Source organism: Veillonella sp. 6_1_27 (genome assembly GCF_000163735.1).
In the GTDB taxonomy this organism is placed as follows: Bacteria; Bacillota; Negativicutes; order Veillonellales; family Veillonellaceae; genus Veillonella; species Veillonella parvula_A.
The window spans coordinates 620,172-638,130 of sequence record NZ_GG770215.1; the positions used below are offsets into that span (position 1 = coordinate 620,172).

At 39.8% G+C, this 17,959-nt stretch carries 12 protein-coding genes and 1 other RNA gene; all 13 read right to left on the reverse strand.

Translation table 11 applies throughout. The features are described 5' to 3' along the window. Positions 1-17: 17 nt before the first annotated feature. The 13 genes from dnaG to aspS all read right to left on the reverse strand — a co-directional run bounded on the left by dnaG (position 18) and on the right by aspS (position 17,959). On the reverse strand, positions 18-1,790 hold the full coding sequence (gene dnaG / locus HMPREF0874_RS02955; RefSeq protein WP_004696399.1) for a DNA primase: 1,773 nt from the start codon (positions 1,788-1,790) through the stop codon (positions 18-20). 255 nt (positions 1,791-2,045) lie between these two features. Continuing rightward, complete coding sequence (gene rny / locus HMPREF0874_RS02960; RefSeq protein WP_004696400.1) at positions 2,046-3,647, reverse strand: ribonuclease Y; 1,602 nt, start codon at positions 3,645-3,647, stop codon at positions 2,046-2,048. Between the two features lie 118 nt (positions 3,648-3,765). Next, positions 3,766-4,209, reverse strand: coding sequence for a regulatory protein RecX (locus HMPREF0874_RS02965; RefSeq protein ID WP_039965037.1), 444 nt, complete (start codon positions 4,207-4,209; stop codon positions 3,766-3,768). Between the two features lie 2 nt (positions 4,210-4,211). After that, positions 4,212-5,252 (reverse strand): recombinase RecA, encoded by a 1,041-nt coding sequence (gene recA / locus HMPREF0874_RS02970; protein ID WP_008601363.1) that lies wholly within the window; start codon positions 5,250-5,252, stop codon positions 4,212-4,214. Between the two features lie 4 nt (positions 5,253-5,256). Further along, on the reverse strand, positions 5,257-6,504 hold the full coding sequence (locus HMPREF0874_RS02975) for a competence/damage-inducible protein A (protein WP_008601365.1): 1,248 nt from the start codon (positions 6,502-6,504) through the stop codon (positions 5,257-5,259). A 37-nt stretch (positions 6,505-6,541) separates the two neighbouring features. Next, positions 6,542-7,888 carry a 30S ribosomal protein S12 methylthiotransferase RimO gene (rimO, locus tag HMPREF0874_RS02980; RefSeq protein WP_004696407.1) on the reverse strand — a complete coding sequence of 449 codons (1,347 nt, stop codon included), beginning with the start codon at positions 7,886-7,888 and terminating at the stop codon, positions 6,542-6,544. Between the two features lie 59 nt (positions 7,889-7,947). After that, a complete protein-coding gene (locus HMPREF0874_RS02985) occupies positions 7,948-8,985 on the reverse strand; it encodes an ABC transporter substrate-binding protein (RefSeq protein WP_008601367.1) in 1,038 nt (345 codons plus the stop codon). Positions 8,986-9,041: 56 nt separating this feature from the next. Next, complete coding sequence (locus tag HMPREF0874_RS02990; protein ID WP_008601369.1) at positions 9,042-10,988, reverse strand: YgiQ family radical SAM protein; 1,947 nt, start codon at positions 10,986-10,988, stop codon at positions 9,042-9,044. A gap of 39 nt (positions 10,989-11,027) precedes the next feature. After that, positions 11,028-11,480 carry a helix-turn-helix transcriptional regulator gene (locus tag HMPREF0874_RS02995; RefSeq protein WP_004698676.1) on the reverse strand — a complete coding sequence of 151 codons (453 nt, stop codon included), beginning with the start codon at positions 11,478-11,480 and terminating at the stop codon, positions 11,028-11,030. Positions 11,481-11,528: 48 nt separating this feature from the next. Next, a complete protein-coding gene (locus HMPREF0874_RS03000; RefSeq protein ID WP_004698688.1) occupies positions 11,529-14,273 on the reverse strand; it encodes a DNA translocase FtsK in 2,745 nt (914 codons plus the stop codon). Between the two features lie 82 nt (positions 14,274-14,355). Continuing rightward, positions 14,356-15,657, reverse strand: a complete 1,302-nt coding sequence (locus HMPREF0874_RS03005) for a replication-associated recombination protein A (protein ID WP_008601371.1) — start codon at positions 15,655-15,657, stop codon at positions 14,356-14,358. A 244-nt stretch (positions 15,658-15,901) separates the two neighbouring features. Beyond that, a non-coding RNA gene (ssrS, locus tag HMPREF0874_RS09900) (6S RNA) lies at positions 15,902-16,073 on the reverse strand. 80 nt (positions 16,074-16,153) lie between these two features. Beyond that, on the reverse strand, positions 16,154-17,959 hold the full coding sequence (gene aspS / locus HMPREF0874_RS03010) for an aspartate--tRNA ligase (protein WP_008601374.1): 1,806 nt from the start codon (positions 17,957-17,959) through the stop codon (positions 16,154-16,156).

Genomic DNA, 17,959 nt, shown 5'->3' on the forward strand with positions numbered 1-17,959 from the left:
TTTTAACCATTAATGATTTACTTAGACCATTCTCTAATTAAATTCTGTATTTCCTGACACTTATGTAATTCGCTAATAAACGTCGAATCTCCTGCTCGTTTTAATTGATCCGCCATAATTGAATGCGCTTTATACTGTTCACGCAATGAATGGAGCCTTATCTTGCGGATTAATGCAGGCACTTGTACCTTATATTCATCGTCACTCATGACGACCAACCTAGAGTAAATATCGTATTCTTGAGAAGATAAAACAGATTGAATTGCAGTTTCATCTAGACGACCTTCGGACTTATACAAGGTGAATAGCTTTTCTATTATACCTCGATATTCAATTTTTTCAAAGTCCTCTAATGGCAAATAGCTCATCATATGTTGTAATACTTCGCCATCTGTGAAAGCTAAGGACAATAATTTTTCCGCATCCCCCTTTGGTAAATCCTGTGTTGGCAAAGGTGTTGATGCAGTATCCACTAATTCAATTTGTCCTTTTTTCACATAATCTCTAAAGTATCTAAAAATAGTACTATTATCAAGCCATAATGGCAATGCCAATGTTTTTAAAGCATCATCTCTCTGTGTTTGACTATCTATATTTGCAATATATGGGAAAACATCTGCCATAACAGCCTGCTTCCCTTCTGTATCATTTGTATCGTGTTTAATCAAAGACTCACTTAATAGATAATCAAGAGGTTTAACAGCTTTAGCAACTAACTCCTTAAATGCCTGTCCCCCATGATTACGCACATAATCATCTGGATCTTTACCGTCTGGCATGGCAAGGACACGCACCTTAAAATCCGTATTTTGCAATAATTCAATAGCCCTAGCAGCCGCTTGACGACCAGCACCATCCATATCATAAGCTAACACGATTTCTTCAGCTTGCCTCATCAAGATATGCCCATGATCTCTTGTATAAGCAGTCCCCAATGATGCGACTACATTAGTAACACCATGATTATGAGCGGATATAACATCCATATAGCCTTCTACAAGAATAGCTTGTTTTTCCTCACGAATAGATTTATAAGCCTTATCAAAGGCAAATAAGAGTTTACCTTTTTCAAAGATTGATGACTCTGGAGAGTTTAAATATTTTGGTGTACTATCATCCATAACGCGTCCACCAAAAGCAACTACTCGCCCTTTACCATCCATAATAGGGAACATAATTCTATTTCTGAAGAAGTCATAAAATTGACCCTTTTGGTTCTTTCGGACAAGATTCAACTCTAAAAGAATGGAATCATCAATGCCACGCTCATGAAAGGCACGATATAACTTATCCCAACCATCAGGAGCAAAACCAAGCTTAAATGTTTCTATGGTCTCTTGTGTGAGCCCTCGCTTTTTCAAATAATCTAATCCCACTTTACCAATAGACGTTTGAGTGAGACAGTTATGGAAAAAGGTAGACGCTAAATCAGAAGCTTCATACAGTTTTTTGCGCCTTTCATCTCTAGCTCTTTGTTCAGGTGAAAGTTTCGCCTCTGGCAATGGAATATTAGCTCGATTAGCTAGCCGCTCTAGGGCTTCTACAAAAGTTAAATGCTCTAATTCCATAAGAAATTTAATAGCATTTCCTGATGCATGGCACCCAAAGCAATAATAAAAACCCTTTTCAGGGGCTACACTAAAGGATGGCGTTTTTTCATTATGAAATGGACAACAACCCCAATAGTTCTTGCCGCGTTTCTTTAAGGCTACATGCTCGGATACAACTGACACGATATCATTAGCATCTTTGATTTGTTCAATCAACTCATTTTCAAAATATCGGCTCATAGCCAACGCCTCCTTCCCCATATATATATTAATTCTATATACAAATAAAAAATCCTCTATTTGTAAAGCATTTTAATCAATTAAATTATTAAAAAAGTATAAATAACTTGATACGAATCATAGGAATCATCATCTACAACGCAATGTAAATGATGATTCCTATACGCCGTATATAGCAATATATAATTACCGAAACTTTGATAACAATAGGCTGCAATGAAAACATTGCAGCCTATACTTATCGCTTATAGCATATTATTTTGCGTAATCCACAACGCGAGTTTCACGAATAATTACGACCTTAATTTGGCCTGGATATTCAAGTTCTGACTCGATGCGTTTTACGATATTCCGAACAAGTAATGTAGACTCAGCTTCATCAATCTTATCCGGTTTTACTACAACGCGAATCTCACGACCGGCTTGAATAGCAAAACATTTTTCAACGCCTTCGAAGGATTCAGCGATTTCTTCCAATTTAGATAAACGTTTTAAGTAGTTTTCTAATGTTTCTCGACGTGCTCCTGGACGGGCAGCGGAGATAGCATCAGCGGCAGCTACTAATACAGCTTCTACGGTTTGGAACTCTTCATCACCATGATGAGCACCAATACAGTTAATTACTGCTGCACTTTCACGATATTTACGAGCCACATCAACACCGATTTGAACATGAGAACCTTCAAGTTCACGGTCTAATGCTTTACCAATATCATGAATCAAACCACCTCGTTTAGCCAAAGTTACATCACAGCCTAGTTCAGCTGCCATTAAACCTGCTAAATGAGATACTTCAATGGAATGTTTCAATACGTTTTGACCATAACTAGTACGATATTTCAAACGGCCCAAAATCTTAACAATTTCAGGATGTAAGCCATGAACATCAGCTTCAAATGTCGCTTGTTCACCAGCCTCTTTAATAGTTTGGTCCACCTCTTTACGAGCTTTACCAACCATTTCTTCAATACGAGCTGGATGGATACGACCATCTACAATCAATTTTTCCAGCGCAATACGAGCCACTTCACGACGAATTGGATCGAAGCCGGAAAGAATAACTGCTTCTGGTGTGTCATCGATAATCAAATCAATACCTGTTAATGTTTCGAGTGCACGAATGTTACGGCCCTCACGACCGATAATGCGCCCCTTCATTTCATCATTAGGCAATGCCACTACGGATACGGTAGTTTCCGCTACATGGTCAGCTGCACAACGTTGGATAGCAGAGGAGATAATTTCTTTCGCTTTTTTCTCCGCTTCATCCTTAGCTTGCTGCTCCATTTCCTTAACCATAATCGCCGTTTCATGACGGATTTCTTGTTCCACATTCGTTAACAAGATATTTTTTGCTTCTTCGAACGTCATGCCAGAAATACGTTCCAATTCTGCCATTTGTTTTTCATACAAAGCTTCTACCTTTTCACGGCTTTGGGCTAAGTCAGCTTCTTTGCGATGTAAAGCTTCCTCTTTGTGCTCAATATTGTCTAATTTTTTATCCAAAGATTCTTCTTTTTGAAGAATACGACGTTCCATACGTTGAAGTTCAGAACGACGATCTTTATTTTCTCGTTCTACATCAGAACGGAGCTTATGAATTTCTTCTTTCGCTTCTAATAAAGCTTCTTTCTTTTTAGACTCAGCTGTGCGTTCACCATTTGCAATGATGCGAGCAGCCTCTTGTTCAGCTTGATTCAGTTTTCCTTCAGCAATATTTTTTCTTAAAAAATAGCCTACCCCTAGTCCAATCAGTACCATTACCACTGCAATTAGACTATACTCTAAAATTTCTTTCACCTCCTTTTTATTTCTCAAAATTGAGCTTTCATGCTCCTTTTTATGCCCTTTATGCATTAAATTATCAATTAGCCATATCATCATATAAATAAATAAGGCTATTATTAATTTTAGACTTCAAAGCCCTTTCTGTCAAGATTTTACAAGCCTACCAAGGCCTCTCAAAAAGCAGAATTTATTCATAAAAATCATTGCATACAACTTGAATTGTGCTTGTTGAGAACCCCCTGTATTTGAGAAAACTAAAAACTTTTACCCGAGGAGTCTTCTCTTCATTGAGAATAGATCCAAATTTTTTCTCTACCACCCGATAAGCAGCTTTTACCTCATCATAAGCAGAAATTTCTTGAGGAATCGCAAGTCCTCGAAGTTTCATTTTTTGCTTAATCATATAAGCACCGTATTTTTGTTCTTTCATCAAATAGGTTAATACTTGCTCCGATAAACGTTCATCATTGATGTAATCATAATCTCTAAGGCGCTCAAGGACCCTCTCAATGATAGGGTCCTCGAATTGTTTACGTCTCATTTTTTGTGTCAGTTCATAAGAACTAAGAAAGCGTTGAGCTAAGAAGCGATACGCTTGATCCATAGCAGCTTGCATCGTTTCGTCACTCATGATTATACTTCTTCAGTTACTTCTTCACCGATTACATCGATTTCTTCAGTACCAACAGCTAATGTATCACGAATAATGCGATCGATTTCATCAGCTATTTGTGGATTGTCTAGCAAGTATTGTTTAGCCGCTTCTTTACCTTGGCCCATACGTTCCCCATTATAAGAATACCAAGCACCAGATTTATTAATAATTTCCATATTTGTACCAATATCAATAAGTGTGCCAGTTTTAGAAATACCTTCGCCATACATCAAATCAAATTCAGCGGTCTTAAATGGAGGTGCCACCTTATTTTTAACAACTTTGACTTTTGTGCGAGCACCAACATTTTCATTATTTGCTTTGATCAATTCCCCTTTACGAACATCAAGACGCACAGAAGAATAGAATTTCAACGCACGACCACCAGTTGTTGTTTCAGGATTACCAAACATAACACCTACTTTTTCACGCAATTGGTTGATGAAGATAACAACTGTTTTGGATTTACTGATGATACCAGTCAATTTACGCAAGGCTTTACTCATCAAACGAGCTTGTAAACCTACATGAGCGTCACCCATTTCACCATCAATTTCCGCTTTAGGTACCAATGCTGCTACGGAGTCAACTACAACAATATCTACTGCACCACTGCGAACAAGGGCTTCTGTAATTTCAAGAGCTTGTTCTCCATTATCTGGTTGAGAAATCAACAAATTATTGATATCTACACCCAAATTGCGAGCATATACAGGATCCATCGCATGCTCCGCATCAATAAATGCTGCAATGCCACCTTGTTTTTGAGCTTCTGCTACCGCGTGAAGAGCTACTGTTGTTTTACCAGAAGATTCTGGACCATAGATTTCAATTACACGACCACGAGGGAAACCACCTACACCAACAGCAATATCGATAGCTAGAGAACCAGAGGAAATCACCTCTACATTCATGCGATCTGCCGCCTCACCAAGACGCATAATAGCACCTTTACCAAAATCTTTTTCAATTTGTTTTAATGCGTTATCCAACGCTGCTTGTCTACCATCTACAGCCATTATTTTATTTCCCCTTTTCTGTTATATAAGTATAAACATAGTAAAGTGCTAGCTCTGCTGCACTTTGTCTAATATCTTCTCGATTGCCAATTAAATTAGCTTTATGGGCTACCGTACCATGTGGACCAGTAACACCAAACCAAACAAGACCAACAGGCTTTTCTAGCGTACCGCCTCCAGGACCAGCTATGCCTGTCGTAGAAACAGCATATGTTGTTTGACCAACAATTCGTGCCCCCTCTGCCATAGCCTTAGCCACTTGCTCACTAACAGCACCATACGCATCTAGCATATCTTGTGGTACACCTAAAACACGATGTTTCACATCATTACTATACGAGATGACACCGCCCATATAGTACTCACTACTACCACTGACATTAGTAAGAAGCTTGCCAACCAATCCTGATGTACAAGATTCAGCAGTACTAATAGTGCTGTGTTCCTCTAGCAAGGTACGACCTAGTGTTTCCTCCATAGAAATTGTTAAGTCGCGTCCTATGCGAGAACCTAAACGCTCTCGTATGATAGCATCCCAAGGATTTAATAGTTCTTGCGCCGCTTCTAATGTTTCAGCCTTAGCAGTGATACGAACCTCAATGTAGCCCTTTTTAATAAGCAAAGCGATCGTCGGATTAGATTGCTTCTTAATGAGATCCATCAAGGTGCTTTCTAAATCAATTTCACGAATATCATATACGCCATAACGATAGGATGTAACAACACCTTGAGAACCAAATCGGCCATTTAAATAAGGAACTACGCTCTCTTGGAACATGTCCTTCATTTCTCCAGGAGGTCCAGGTAAAAGTATGTACGTAGTGTCACCATCTTCAACGACGACACCTGGAGCAACTCCAACAGGGTTATATAATACTTTCGCCCCTTCTGGTAATTGTGCTTCTCGCCGACTCGCATCGGGTATAGTACGGTTTACACTTTTAAAAAACCTTTCAAGCTCATTCATGGCCTCTTGATTAAACACAATAGGTCTGCCAATTGAATCGGCAAGTACATTACGTGTAATGTCGCCCTGCGTAGGTCCTAGCCCACCAGTACTAATAACGATATCAGCCCTTGTACTAGCGAGCTGAAAAACTTCAGCCATCCGTTTCGGATTATCACCTACCACCGATTGATGGGCAATGGTATATCCTAATTTATTTAACTCTTGTGCTAGCCATGATACATTCGTATTTACTGTATCACCTAGCAATAATTCTGAACCTGTAGAAATAAGTTCTACAATCATCAGATCACCTCCACAATCGAATGTATCGAACTGTGTATTATTCTACAACCGTAGCTACTACATCATAAGCAAAGCCTTGCTCTACTTGTACCTTAAGAATATCACCAGGTTGAATGTCTTCACCACAGTCTTCAATGTACATATTACCATCTACATCAGGTGCTTGAGATTTCAATCGACCTTTTGCAAGCAAGGTGTTATTCTCGCCTTCTTCGATTTCCTCTACCATCGCATAATCAATGGTACCTTCTAAATTGCGATTATTCTCTTCAGAGATAGCAGCTTGGATGGACATAAGAACGTGATAACGCTCTTCTTTGACCTCTTCTGGTATTTGGTCTTCACGAGCACCAGCTGGTGTACCATCTTCTTGAGAATACGTAAATACGCCCATATTATCGAATTTGATTTCTTTTACAAAGTCACAAAGTTCCTCAAATTGTTCATCTGTTTCACCAGGAAATCCAACGATGATAGAGGTGCGCAATGTAATATGAGTCGGTGCATTTCTAATCTTCTTAAGCAAGCGCTCAATATCATTGCGATCGTCTCGGCGATTCATTTGTTTCAAAATATCGTTATTAACATGTTGCAATGGAATATCTACATATTTACAAAGCTTTGGCTCATTAACAATAATATCTAACAATTCATCAGAGAAAAATGTCGGATATAGGTATAGCATGCGAATCCATTCTATGCCTTCTACAGTTGTTAATTCTTTTAACAATGTCGTCAATAATGGTTTACCAGCATTAAGGTCGATACCATAGCTCGTTGTATCTTGAGCGATAAGGACAACTTCCTTAACCCCGGTCGCAGCCAATCGTTCCACTTCAGCCTTAATAGACTCGATAGTACGACTGCGGAATGCACCGCGTACCTTAGGAATAATACAGAATGTACACCCGTTATTACAGCCTTCTGCAATTTTTACATATGCACTATAACGAGGTGTTGTTTGAATACGAGGCATGCGCTCATCATAGATATTCGTAATATTTTCCATGATACAACTGCGATTGCCGTGCTCAATAGCATCAACGGCTACCATAACTTGATCCCATGCACCGGTACCGATTAATGCATCAATTTCAGGAATTTCTTGGAATAATTCATCCTGATATTGTTGGCTAAGACAACCTGCTACGATAAGGCCCTTACAAGTACCATCCTCTTTATATTGGGCAACCTCAAGGATAGTATTTATAGACTCAGCCTTAGCTTTTTCAATAAAAGTACAGGTATTTACAACGATAAGATCTGCTTCGCTTAAGTCTTCTGTAATCGAATAGCCATTATCTCTCAATAAGCCTAACATTACCTCTGTATCTACTAAATTTTTAGCACAACCTAGGCTAACATATCCTAATTTTTTCCCCATTCTATATCCTTTCGTCACTAGATTCTTATTTATTTATTTCTTGGATTTATACAACTGACTTAGTCCTTACGGAATCGTACTTGACTAACCCAATGATTTAATAGTAACTTTTTACCTTCTAGAGTATAGCCACCATTCACAGGCCATAATACTAAATCATGCCCCATAGAATCTTTTGGCTCATCCATCTCAGGATTAGTAAATATATAAGTAAAATTCTTTTCTACCATATATTTTGCCGTTTTAGAAGATAGTAACCAATTAATAAACTCTACACTATCTGCTTTATGTTTTGAATTTTTTAAAACGGCAGCACCAGTCACATAATAAGACGTACCATCTTTAGGATAAATGATCTTAATTGGATACCCATGATGACTATATTGCGCCGCATCAGACAAGTTACCAATACCAATATTTGTCTCCCCTAGCGCAGTTAGGCGTATTGGAGTAGACAAAAATTTAGCATGTTGAACCACATGGGGCTTCAAACTATATAAGTATTCAAGAGCCTCTGGTTCCCCTTTATACTCTACCATATTATATAGCAAATTGGCCGCATTCTGAGATGCTACAAAATCGGTCATAACGATAGACCAATCACCTTGTTTTCCCAATGTATCCCATGTAGTAATATATTTACCAATGCCATTATGGAAGGTATCATTCTGAACAAATACGATGGGATCATACCAAATACCAACCCAATAGCCATTTGGATCCTTTAGATTATCACGTACCTCGTCAATACGTTCATTGACGATGGGCATATATTTACCTGCATTGGCACCAATTACGAGATTATCTTCAGAAGTTAGCACCAAATCACCAGAAGTATCAGCCACTGTAGAAGCCGACCGTTGTGACATTTGTTCCTCTGTAAGAGGCATTACAGTGACTTTTACCTTTTGTTCCTCTTCATAACGCTCAGCAAGCATAGCTGTCAAAGTATTAGGTAAGTCCGTATAGACTATAATTTCACCACGAATAGGCTCTTTGGCCTGTTCTATTTGTTCTTGTTGGTAAAAGTTTATGCCATAGATCAACATTCCTACCACAAATAATGCTAAGATGCTCGGAGCAATCCATCGTTTCATATATGCCTCCCATAAGACATAAAGTATCTTAAAATGAGAGTAGCTAGAGCTACTCCCTACATGTAACGACCACCAAAACTTTTATTAGATGTACGAACTTTAGTCACATCTCTACTACGCCTTTTTCCAGTCTGGCATCGATTCCTAGATTCGCAACCTCGTTTGCCATTACGAGATTTACTAGATTGGCTAATACGCTTAGAATTTCCACCAATTGGTCGGGGTGGAATTAAACATTCTGGGCCAAAGCCAATTAAATCACGTCGATTGGCTTCTATGAGAGCCTCTTTAACAAGGTCATAGTTTTCAATATTTTTAAACTGCATCAATGCGCGCTGTTTTGCTTTATCTCTACCCTTTTTAGCAACATAAACAGGTTTTCCATCTAGTGGATTAATGCCCGTATAATACATACAAGTAGAAAGGCTACCCGGCGTAGGAATAAAATCCTGTACTTGCTCTGGGTACATATGGTGATCTCGTAAAAATTCCGCTAATTCAATAGCATCCTCTAGGGCACAACCGGGATGAGAGCTCATAAAGTACGGCACTAAGTATTGTTTCTTACCAAGCTTTTTATTTGCCTCTTCAAACCAAGACTTAAAGGTTAGGAATTCTTCTTTACCAGCTTTCCCCATCATATTGGTAACCCGTTTAGATACATGTTCTGGAGCTACCTTTAGCTGCCCACTTACGTGAAACTCGCAAAGTTCCCGCACAAAATCTTTATTGTTATCGGCTAGTACATAGTCATAACGCAAACCAGAACGAACAAATACCTTTTTTACACCTTTTAGTTTACGTAATTTACGCAGTAAAGCAATATAGTCATCATGATTTGTATTCAAGTTTTCACAAGGTTCTGGAGCCGCACAAGTACGACCTTTACACGCACCATAGACAGCTTGTTTATCGCAAGCTAGATGGCGGAAATTTGCCGTAGGGCCCCCTACATCATGAATATACCCTTTAAAATTGTCCATCTTGATCATCATGTGAGCTTCTTCAATCAAAGACTCATGACTACGATTCTGAATGATACGCCCTTGGTGATTAGTAATAGCACAGAAAGAACAACTGCCAAAGCAACCTCGTTGGCTCACAAGGCTAAATTGAACTTCGCTTAATGCTGGCACACCACCCTTATCATCGTATTTAGGATGCCACTTTCGAGTATATGGCAAGTTATAGACACCATCCATTTCCTCCTGTGTCAATGGCAAGGCAGGCGTGTTCTGAATGAGATATCTATCACCATGCTTTTGGACTACAATACGTCCATAGAACGGATCTTGTTCATCGTATTGAATGCGGAATGCATCGGCAAAATCCATCTTATCCGCCTTAATAGCTTCATACGATGGGCACTCTACATAGTCAATGGTTGGAATTTCCTTTGCCATGTAGCAAATGCCACGTATAGATGGCAAAGACTCTTTAAATCGACCCTGATCTAAGGCATCAGCTAGTTCAACGATTTGAAGTTCTCCCATGCCATAGACGAGTACATCGGCCTTAGAATCTACTAAGATGGATCGACGCACCGTATCTGACCAATAGTCATAATGACCAAAGCGACGCAAAGACGCTTCTATACCACCAATGATAAGAGGTACATCACTGTAAGCCTCCTTCATACGGTTAGCATATACCAAGGTAGCACGATCTGGACGATGACCTGACTCACCACCTGGAGAATAATCATCTTTACGGCGAACTTTCTTTGCTGCCGTAAATTTATTAAGCATTGAATCTAAATTCCCTGCCGTAACAAGGGATGCTAGACGTGGTTTACCTAGTTTTTTGAAAGCCTCTACATCATTCCAATCTGGTTGATCTATAATGCCTACACGATAACCTTTGGATTCCAAGTATCTACCGATAACTGCAGGCGCAAAGGATGGATGGTCCACATAAGCGTCCCCACTGATGAGAACGAAATCTAATTCAGCCCAACCACGTTCCTTCATATCCGAAGGTTCTGTTACTAAAAATCTATCCATTGATTGTGTAAATGCCTTTCTATCATGCCTAATCAGATACTAGAACAGGAATAACCATAGTAAAAATAATGCCATACAAACTAAAATAATCCCTAAAATAATGCGTTCTTGTACAATAGAGCGTTGACGTTTTCGTTGACGCGTTTCTAAGGACATACGCTTTTTAGATGTTTGGTATTCAACAAACTCACTTTGTACCAAATTAGGAGTTGCTTGAGCCTTCCGTCTTGTAACAGAACGTAAAGAAAAGGTATCTATGTCCCCTACTTGGCCCTGATATACTTTTACCAAGCGATCCCCATCAAGATCTAAGTAGTTACCATAGTTTCGAATAAAACCTTTTACGTAAACTTGACCAGGAATGATATCATAGTTGCCATCTTCGATAGCCTCTAAATAGGTTGTTTTAATGTGCAGCACTTGCTCCACATCTTTAAAGGTTAGATTACGTCTTACCCGTTCACGTCGTAATTCTTCGCCTAATTCAGCCATTTTCGTTCCTTTCTAAATCTACGTAATATTCATATAGTAATTAGCTAATTATTGCTCATCATTGGAATCGGAGAAATATCTAGCCTTAGCTTGTTCAGGGCTCATTAAAATTTCTCGCGCCTTACTGCCCATGCTAGGACCAACGATTTTAAGGTCTTCCATTGTATCTACAAGACGTGCCGCACGGGTATAACCTATACGGAAACGACGTTGCAACATCGATACGGAAGCTTGACCAGATTCCATAACGAGATTGACAGCTCGCTCTAATAATTCATCGCGGTAAACATCATTAGCATCAGAAGATTCTTTTTCAGCTTCCTTTTCCACTTCTTGAGTTACCGTATTATCATATTCTGGTTCTCGTTGAGCTTTCACAAACTCTACAAGTTTTTCTACCTCATCATCAGAAATGAAGGCTCCTTGTACACGAATAGGTTTATTTGCACCAATCGGAGCAAATAACATATCCCCTTTACCCAATAGTTTCTCTGCTCCTGCCATATCAAGAATGGTACGGGAGTCAATTTGAGAGCCTACAGCAAAGGAAATACGGCTTGGTACATTAGCCTTAATAGAACCGGTAATAACGTTAACAGATGGCCGTTGTGTCGCAAGAACCATATGAATACCTGCGGCACGAGCCATTTGTGCTAAACGACTAATAGATTCTTCAATATCATCAGGAGCCGTCATCATAAGGTCAGCTAACTCGTCGATAATCAACACGATTAGCGGCATTGCAGCCTTAGGATGAGCCTCATTATAGCTCTTAATATCACGTTTACCAGATGCAGCAAACGCCTTATAACGAGCCTCCATTTCACGAACGGCCCAACGCAATACAGCTGCTGCTTTTTTCATATCCGTTACAACTGGAGCCATCAAGTGCGGAATCCCATTGTAAATAGACAATTCAACCATCTTAGGGTCGATTAATAATAACTTAACCTCTTCCGGTTTGCGGCTAAAGAGAATACTAGAAATTAATGTATTTACACATACGGATTTACCAGAGCCAGTTGTACCAGCTACGAGCAAGTGAGGCATCTTCGCAAGGTCTGTAATAACAGGCTTCCCTGCAATATCCTTACCAAGACCGACAGGAATACCTCCACGAGCATCTTTAAAGTCACTGCAATCAAGTACATCGCGTAAATGAACGGCTTCTGTCGTTTTATTAGGGACCTCAATACCGATGGCAGATTTCCCTGGAATCGGAGCCTCCATACGAATATGTTGCGCTGCCAAATTGAGGGCAATATCGTCTGTTAAATTAACGATACGACTCACTTTCACGCCTGGTGCAGGTTCAATTTCATAACGTGTAACAGTTGGCCCTTGTGTAGCATTAACAACCTTTGCAGTAATACCAAAGTCACTCAATACATGTTCAAGCATCATCGCATTTTGTGCTACTTCTTCACCATTGTTTTGACTCCCCTTCCCTTTCGCCAAAATATCTAGGCTTGGGAAATGGTAAGGTCTATCATAGGACCGATGAATCTGTCCATCTTTAGATACAGCTACTTGCGCCGTATCTTCTGTAGTACTAATAATGGACGGTACTTGTAAACCCATACCTGCCATACCAGCTCCAGCACTTACAGAGCTTGCAGCTGCACCCGTTCCTGGCACAGCGGAGGCAATAGCACCGTGATTCGTTTCTAATGGGCCTATTGTTGTATTTTGATAAGAGAATTTTGGTTCTTCATCATCAGAATTTTCTACAGTTTCAACCTCATCTGAATACTCTTCATCTGGCGTATATGAATAGTCCTCATCTGGAACATATACATAATCATCACTCGTAGATCTATGCGTATCAGAGAATTGTTCAAAATCATCAGCTTCATAAGACTTCGTATCACCAGATGCTCCAGATATATTAGCCAATTGCTCAGCCGCACGATTACGTGCTTCTATCTCAGCCAATTCCTTCCAAGATGTAGGAGTTTTTTGTGACTCCATAGTAGTAACTGTATCTTCAATAGGATCAACATCTACAGCTGTAGTAGAGTCAAAAAGGTCTCTTCCTGTAGCAATGCCTTGTTTTTCCAATGCATCTAATGCTTGATCTGCCGCATCAGCAAAGCGTGTATCTTTTTCCCTGTTATAAGCTTTACGCTGTTCTGCCGCTTCTTTACGTTGTTCATTCCAATCTTCAAAGACTTCTTTTGCAACAGCAACCTTCTCAGCAGCTACCTCTTTTGCAACATCAAGGCCAACCTGTGTTTTGTCCGCGGCCTTCTGTAATCCACTGCGCAAAGACAAACGTGTCACCAGTAATCCAAAAGCTATGAGTAAGAATACATCAAGAATAATAGCCCCTAGGTTACCTAACAGGGTACGAAGGAATGTAGCAATTGCACCACCTACGAAACCACCTTGATTAGCTAGTTGTGTAGTAATGAGTTCCTGCCCCTCAGGAACGCGCCACAAGGGAACAAGAGCTAACAAAAATAGGAAAAACAAGGTCATTACAACCCCTCGTTTTGTAATGGAAATAAATGTATCCTTATATAATAATCTCCAACCTAACCAGAAAACGCATAAACAAGGAATAATACCCCCTAGGCCAAAGCCATAACGGAATATACCTGTTAAAATCTGTCCTACGAGGCCGAGTTCAAAGCCGAAAAATCCGAGAAAGGAAATCACAGCAAAGGCAATGACAATAAGGCCTTTCACTTCGCTGCGCAAAGAAAAGCTTTGCGACTTTGATTGCTGTTTTGTACTTGTTCGCTTACGGCGTGTGTTGCGTCTTTTGGTGGAAGTATTTTCTTCTGCCATAAATCTATACAAACCCCTTACTTATATAACATTACAGTAAATTAACTTATCATTATATTATAGCATATATCGTAATATTAAGTTAATTTTTACAACGTTTCTCCCAGTCGTGAAGTAACTGTTCCTCAGTCCCTCTCTTTATGCCCTTATAGTAGGTTGCATCAACTAGAGGCGTTGGTAAATACTGCTGTTTTACAAATCCATTAGGATAGTTGTGGGCATACTTATAAGCTTTCCCATGGCCTAATTTACTAGCCCCGCTATAGTGACTATCTTTCAAATGATCCGGTACTTGTCCACAATCCTTATGTCGCACATCAGATATCGCGGCATCAATAGCTACATAAGCAGAATTACTTTTAGGTGCGAGAGCAACATAGCACGCAGCCTCAGATAATATAATGCGCGCCTCCGGAAAACCTACCATATGAGCCGCTTGAGCTGCTGCATTTGCGAGTATGAGAGCTTGTGGATCCGCAAGACCTACATCCTCTGCTGCACAAATAACAATACGACGAGCAATGAAGTTAGGATCCTCTCCGGCTTCAATCATACGCGCTAAATAATGTACTGTTGCCTGCACATCGGAGCCACGCATACTTTTAATAAAAGCTGAAATTGTATCGTAATGACTATCACCTTTTTTATCGTATGTATATATGCGACGACCTACGACCTTTTCGAGAACTTCAATAGTAATCATCCCCTCATCAGGAACCATAGCTGCTGCTTGTTCAAGAATATTAAGGGCCATGCGACCATCACCATTGACGAAAATTCCCACATCTTCCAGAACTTCATCCGTTACCTGTAGATAGCGTTTGCCTAATCCCACTTCTTCATCGGTAATGGCGCGACGTAAAATTTGACCGATAGCCTTTGGTGTAAGTGCTTCTAATGTAATAAGACGCAAACGAGATAAAAGTGGTCTATTAACTTCAAAGAACGGATTCTCTGTAGTAGCGCCAATAAGAATGATAGTACCATCCTCTACACAGGGTAACAACACATCTTGTTGGCTTTTATTAAAGCGATGAATTTCATCGAGGAATAGAATTGTTCGTTGCTGTAAAGAACGAACCCGTTTTCGCGCGTCTTCAATGATAGTACGCAACTCACCAATACCAACGTTAGTAGCATTCAGATTTACAAAATAACTATTGCTCACCTTAGCTATGATTCCGGCTAATGTAGTCTTACCCGTTCCACAAGGCCCATAAAAAAGCATAGATGGTATTGTATCCTTCTCTACCATAGCTCTCAAGAAAGTCCCCTTACCTACGGCCTTCTCTTGACCATATAAATGATCTAGTTTAGTAGGACGCATTCGTACAGGAAGCGGCTCGTATGTATTTGTAGGTGTCATATCAAACAAACTATCCATTCTATCACCTCAATTCTCACTCAGTTTAACTGTCGTATTTTCATATCTATAACTATTCAATCAAAAAACAATTACTTCCCCGTCATAAAAGCCTAATAACATCAGTAACTCGGTAACACTGATAATATTGGCAAGACATTTATAACGTTTATGACATTTAGGACTCTTAAGATTTTAAAAAATTTAAATTCTTACCAAAGATATATTTATAGTATATGATATTTAAGTCTATTTTTACACGCAAAAAAGCCCCACCATGCCGTAATGTACCGCGTTTTGATCCTGCAAGGGCAGGTGGGTGTCCTCCTCATCCTGCAGTTGTCCCGTACGGGCGTAACGTTCAGACGAGAGTTCAGACTCCCAAAGTAAATGTGTTGGCTCAAAACTGCGATATCACACGCACATGGCAGGGATATCTTATACTTAAATAGTATCAGAAAGATTAGCAATTAACAAGTCTTGACATTTCGATTTTAATCAATTCTTGCCTATGTTTTTACACTAAAGATTGCTCTTGTTCTTCTTCTACATCTGGTTTAATATGCAACTCTTTTAATTGCTTTGGTTCTACTTCAGATGGAGCTTGGCTCATGATATCAGAAGCAGATTGAGTTTTAGGGAATGCGATTACGTCGCGGATAGATTGACGTTTTGCCATCAACATAACAAGACGATCTAAGCCAAATGCACAACCTGCATGAGGAGGTGCACCATATTGGAATGCATCAAGCATGAAGCCGAATTTAGATCTTGCTTCTTCAATGGACAAACCAATTGCTTTGAATACTTTTTCTTGTACGTCAGCTTGGTAGATACGCAAGGAACCGCCACCGATTTCTACGCCATTCAATACCATATCGTAAGCAATCGCTTTTACACTGCCAGGATCGGATTCTAATTTATCAAGATCCGCATGGCGTGGCATTGTGAACGGATGGTGCATTGCAACATAACGTTTTTCATCTTCGTTATATTCGAACATAGGGAAATCAGTTACCCATGTGAATGCCAATTTATCTTGGTCAATCATATTCATACGACGTGCCATTTCAAGGCGTAGTTCACCTAATGCACGTGCCACAGTTGCAGGTTTATCAGCAATCATCAATACGAGGTCGCCACCTTTAGCGCCCATTTTTTCACCGATATTGCGAATTGTATCTTCACCTAAGAACTTCATAATTTGAGACTTGATGGAACCATCTTCGTTGAAGCAAGCCCATGCAAGGCCTTTAGCGCCGTAACGATTTACATATTCAACAAGATCATCAAGTTCACGGCGAGGAATGCCAGCGTCACCAGGTACAACGATACCTTTAACTACGCCACCATTGTCGATAACAGAACGGAATACTTTGAATTCTGTATCTTTTACAAGATCAGTTACATCAGTAAAGGCCATATCAAAACGAAGATCTGGTTTATCAGAGCCGTATTTATCCATGGCTTCGTCCCATGTAATACGAGGCATAGGCAAAGAAATTTCTTTACCTAATGCAGTTTTAAATACATGAGCGATCATCTCTTCAAGCAATGCATAAATATCTTCTTCATCTACGAAGGACATTTCTAAGTCAAGTTGAGTGAACTCAGGTTGACGGTCTGCGCGCAAATCTTCATCGCGGAAGCAACGAACGATTTGGAAATATTTTTCATAACCAGCAACCATCAAGATTTGTTTGAAAATTTGTGGAGATTGTGGCAACGCATAGAATGTACCAGCATTTACACGGGAAGGCACTAGATAGTCACGAGCGCCTTCTGGTGTAGATTTAGTAAGCATTGGCGTTTCAATTTCCAAGAAATCGCGGCTATCGAAGAAGTCGCGCATTGCTTTAGTTACTTTGTGACGCAAAATCAAGTTGCGTTGCATTTCTGGACGACGTAAGTCAAGGTAACGATATTTCAAGCGAATATTTTCATCTACATCGATATCATCTTGGATATAGAAAGGAGGAGTTTTAGCAGAGTTCAATACGCGCAACTCTTCACAGAACATTTCGTATGCACCTGTAGGAAGATTTGGATTAATAGCAGCCTCATCACGCTTTGTAATCTTACCACGTACACAAAGCACATATTCATTACGAACATCCTCTGCTTTGTGGAACGATTCTACGTTATGATCTGGGGATGCCACTACTTGTACTACACCAGAACGATCGCGTAAATCCAAGAAAATCAAACCACCATGGTCACGACGGCGTTCAACCCATCCACATAATACGACCTCTTTACCTACCTCTTGTTCAGAGATGGTGCCACAACCGTGCGTACGGTGTAAGCCTTGCATTGTTTCCAT

What these genes read in the sequence shown, in the direction of transcription:
- dnaG (WP_004696399.1), bottom strand. Translation starts at nt 1,790, where the DNA reads ATGAGCCGATATTTTGAAAATGAGTTGATTGAACAAATCAAAGATGCT.
- rny (WP_004696400.1), bottom strand. Translation starts at nt 3,647, where the DNA reads ATGCATAAAGGGCATAAAAAGGAGCATGAAAGCTCAATTTTGAGAAAT.
- HMPREF0874_RS02965 (WP_039965037.1), bottom strand. Translation starts at nt 4,209, where the DNA reads ATGAGTGACGAAACGATGCAAGCTGCTATGGATCAAGCGTATCGCTTC.
- recA (WP_008601363.1), bottom strand. Translation starts at nt 5,252, where the DNA reads ATGGCTGTAGATGGTAGACAAGCAGCGTTGGATAACGCATTAAAACAA.
- HMPREF0874_RS02975 (WP_008601365.1), bottom strand. Translation starts at nt 6,504, where the DNA reads ATGATTGTAGAACTTATTTCTACAGGTTCAGAATTATTGCTAGGTGAT.
- rimO (WP_004696407.1), bottom strand. Translation starts at nt 7,888, where the DNA reads ATGGGGAAAAAATTAGGATATGTTAGCCTAGGTTGTGCTAAAAATTTA.
- HMPREF0874_RS02985 (WP_008601367.1), bottom strand. Translation starts at nt 8,985, where the DNA reads ATGAAACGATGGATTGCTCCGAGCATCTTAGCATTATTTGTGGTAGGA.
- HMPREF0874_RS02990 (WP_008601369.1), bottom strand. Translation starts at nt 10,988, where the DNA reads ATGGATAGATTTTTAGTAACAGAACCTTCGGATATGAAGGAACGTGGT.
- HMPREF0874_RS02995 (WP_004698676.1), bottom strand. Translation starts at nt 11,480, where the DNA reads ATGGCTGAATTAGGCGAAGAATTACGACGTGAACGGGTAAGACGTAAT.
- HMPREF0874_RS03000 (WP_004698688.1), bottom strand. Translation starts at nt 14,273, where the DNA reads ATGGCAGAAGAAAATACTTCCACCAAAAGACGCAACACACGCCGTAAG.
- HMPREF0874_RS03005 (WP_008601371.1), bottom strand. Translation starts at nt 15,657, where the DNA reads ATGGATAGTTTGTTTGATATGACACCTACAAATACATACGAGCCGCTT.
- aspS (WP_008601374.1), bottom strand. Translation starts at nt 17,959, where the DNA reads ATGGAAACAATGCAAGGCTTACACCGTACGCACGGTTGTGGCACCATC.